Annotated in this window: 6 protein-coding genes; 4 read left to right on the forward strand and 2 right to left on the reverse strand. The window is 46.4% G+C overall.

What is annotated here, in order from left to right:
- Positions 1–54: 54 nt before the first annotated feature.
- Both ACUNV4_RS30235 and ACUNV4_RS30240 read left to right on the forward strand, forming a co-directional pair.
- A complete protein-coding gene (locus ACUNV4_RS30235; protein WP_430882403.1) occupies positions 55–693 on the forward strand; it encodes a putative colanic acid biosynthesis acetyltransferase in 639 nt (212 codons plus the stop codon).
- Entirely contained in the window at positions 690–1,514 is an 825-nt protein-coding gene (locus ACUNV4_RS30240) for a glycosyltransferase family 2 protein (protein ID WP_430882404.1), read from the forward strand. Before ACUNV4_RS30235 ends, ACUNV4_RS30240 begins: the two co-directional genes overlap by 4 nt.
- Before the next feature lie 57 nt (positions 1,515–1,571).
- On the opposite strand, the gene ACUNV4_RS30245 is transcribed toward ACUNV4_RS30240, so the two are convergent.
- The gene (locus ACUNV4_RS30245) at positions 1,572–1,844 is read right to left on the reverse strand and encodes an IS4 family transposase (protein WP_430882405.1); all 273 of its coding nucleotides are present in this window, start codon (positions 1,842–1,844) and stop codon (positions 1,572–1,574) included.
- The gene (locus tag ACUNV4_RS30250; RefSeq protein WP_430882406.1) at positions 1,795–2,007 is read right to left on the reverse strand and encodes a transposase; all 213 of its coding nucleotides are present in this window, start codon (positions 2,005–2,007) and stop codon (positions 1,795–1,797) included. Before ACUNV4_RS30250 ends, ACUNV4_RS30245 begins: the two co-directional genes overlap by 50 nt.
- Before the next feature lie 139 nt (positions 2,008–2,146).
- Between ACUNV4_RS30250 and tnpA the strand changes: the two genes are divergently transcribed.
- Positions 2,147–2,512: an IS66 family insertion sequence element accessory protein TnpA gene (tnpA, locus tag ACUNV4_RS30255; RefSeq protein WP_430882407.1), complete on the forward strand. Its 366-nt coding sequence runs from the start codon at positions 2,147–2,149 to the stop codon at positions 2,510–2,512.
- Positions 2,509–2,787, forward strand: coding sequence for an IS66 family insertion sequence element accessory protein TnpB (gene tnpB, locus ACUNV4_RS30260; protein ID WP_430882408.1), 279 nt, complete (start codon positions 2,509–2,511; stop codon positions 2,785–2,787). The genes tnpA and tnpB overlap by 4 nt, the downstream gene beginning before the upstream one ends.
- Positions 2,788–2,946: the final 159 nt, after the last annotated feature.

Raw genomic sequence — 2,946 nt, forward strand, 5'->3', positions numbered from 1 at the left:
TATAATATCGACCACTGAGGATCGAGGCTGCTCTCGTCCATCAATTTTTGCCGTGTGCATTCACCTTCCGATGTGAGATTGCCGGGAATTACTGAAACATATGCTTATTCTATCTTGTTGCTAAGTGTTACAACAGAACTAAAAATTATTATGAATCTAGATATTGAGAAAAACCGTTCTGAGAGAAAATGGAGCAATCTTGAGTTGGTCGGGCGTGTCGTTTGGTCACTCTGTAATCCTCTTTTCAAGTTCAGTCCTAAATTGTTTTGGGGGTGGAGGGTTTTTATGTTGAGAGTATTCGGAGCCAAAATAGGTAAAAATGTACATATATATCCTAGTGTTATAATTGCAATACCATGGAATCTGAAGATTGGCTGCTACGTGGCAATTGGTGATGGTGTTAATTTATATTCTCTAGGTTTGATTGATATATCAGACTCGGTGACCATCTCACAGCGGGCACACTTATGCGGTGGGAGTCATGATTATACAGTGAGTTCCATGCCTCTCCTAAAGTTGCCTATAACGATTGAAAAAGGTGTTTGGGTCTGCGCTGAGGCTTTCGTCGGTCCTGGAGTTGTGATTGGACAGGGATCTGTTGTTTCCGCAAGGTGTGTCGTTATGAGAGATATTCCCGAAAATGTTGTTGCGATAGGCAACCCGTTTATATTGAAATCTAAGCGTGATCTATGAATACAGTACCAGTTACAGTGGTAGTTCCTACAAAAAATGAAGAAGCAAATTTGGACGAATGCCTGTCACGTCTGAAGAATTTTCAAGAGGTGATAGTTGTCGATTCAGAGAGCACTGATAGAACCATTGATATTGCTATGTCGCATGGTGTAAAAGTTATAAATTTTGTTTGGGATGGTAAGTTTCCCAAAAAACGAAACTGGGTCTTGATGAATTGTGAGCTGAATGCAGAATGGGTGTTGTTTTTGGATGCTGACGAGTTTGTAAGCGTGAAATTTTGTGAGTCGCTTGAATCAATATTGCGGGATACCGTGCATAATGGGTTTTGGTTGAATTACGAAATATATTTTTTAGGCAAAAAACTAAAACATGGTATAAAGCAGAGAAAGCTCGCCCTTTTTAGGTCTGATCTTGGTCGTTATGAAAAAATTGAAGAAAGCAATTGGTCTTTGCTAGATATGGAAGTGCATGAGCATCCTATTGTGAGCGGTTCCGTGGGGGAAATATCAGTCCCTATTGAACATTGTGATTACAGTGGTATTTTTAAGTTTGTTAATAGGCACTGTGAGTATGCACGTTGGGAGGCGAGCAGGTTCGAAAGTTTAGGGAATTCACATGTTGAAATGTTAACTAATAGACAAAAATTTAAATATAAAAATATAGAAAAGCGGTGGTTCCCGGTGTGCTACTTTTTCGTTACTTATTTAGTGAAGATGGGGTTTATGGATGGTTGGGCAGGGTTTCAATACGCTTTTTATAAAGCATGGTATTTCTTTACGATACAAAATATTATAAAAGAGAGGAGGTTGGGGGTGGGGTAGTGTATTTATCTGGCCTTGATTACGTATGAGGCTCACCCCACCTCATTGCACACAAAATCAGCCGGTTTCCGGCTGAGCTCGAATGTATCTCATCCCCTCTGTGAACGATAGGACGCGCTCCATTCCTTGCCAGATGGTTTTCGCGCCAGGCTCACCATCGCTCTTTCGTCCGAGAAACCCTCCCGCCATCGCCACCAGCCTGACCACCTGGTTGAGCGTCGGTGGCTTCTCTGGTTGGGATTTCTTGTTCAGAATATGGGCTGCCACAATCTCATCCTGTTCAAAAAGCAGGCTGGCATCGACATCGGGCAGGTTGCGACCCAGGCGCATCAGTCGATTGATACGCCAGGCTCGGTAGGGTTCTCAGCTGCAGAGACTCTACCTTGCAACCATTCTTCAGCACGTCAAAATACATTTCGATTTCCCAGCGGGCTCGATACCAGTCAACCAGCTCGGCAGCTTCTGCTGCACTACTGAGCGAGCGATTGGTCAACAGTCGCCATTAGATTGGCTTGACTCCTTCTGTTGTTTGTAAGCGCCCAGATAAGTAAGCGCCCAGATAACGACGTCTTCCATTCCCTTTTCAGCACAGCCAGTATTGCCTCGTCCACTCAATCTCGCGCGAGGCCTTCATGTCCCGACCAACAACGCAAGTTCCCAAGAACCGCTCTGACAAACGCCAGTTCTGGCAGCATCACGTTCGACAACAGGCGCGTGGCAAGCTGACACAGCGCCACTATTGTGAGCGGCATGGTCTCGGGTACGCCTCCTTTGTTCGATGGCGGGGGTTGTTGAGGCAACGACAACCACCGCCGGTTAACGCGGTGGCAGTCAGCTCGTTTATTCCGGTTCAGGTTGAGAGGCCCAATGAGCCAGCGCGTGATGCTATCCGACGTGAAGCGACTTGCATTGACCTGGCCTTGCCGGGCGGGATGAGAATCGAGGGCATTACCTCAGCCAACGTCGACCTGGTAGCGGCTTTGGTGTCCCGGCTATGAGGCAACCGGCATTGCGACCGAATCGGCATCTGCCCATGGTCTATCTCTATCGGCACCCGGTAGATTTTCGCAAAAGTCATCGCGGACTGACTGCCACCGTGCAGATGGAACTCGGACATGATTCTTTCTCTGGCATCCTGTATGTCTTCCGCAACAGAGCCAGCAACAAGATCAAGATTGTGTTCTGGGAAGACAACGGCTTCGTGATGTATTACAAGAGTCTGGCCGAGGGTGAGCTTCCGGCAGTAGCGCGCAAATTCTCGGCAGTAGTCTGATTAACTTGTTCTCCAGATCACCCGGGTTCGACAGTTGCGAGCTGAAATCGGCCAATTTTGGTAGTATTCTCTAGAAGGAATGCGGGCTGCAGAGGTGTTTTTCCAAAATCGCTTGTAGTGGCACGTTTTGATAGATCTACTTTTGTTTCGCACTGGTAT

The sequence above is a fragment of the Granulosicoccus sp. 3-233 genome (assembly GCF_052681095.1).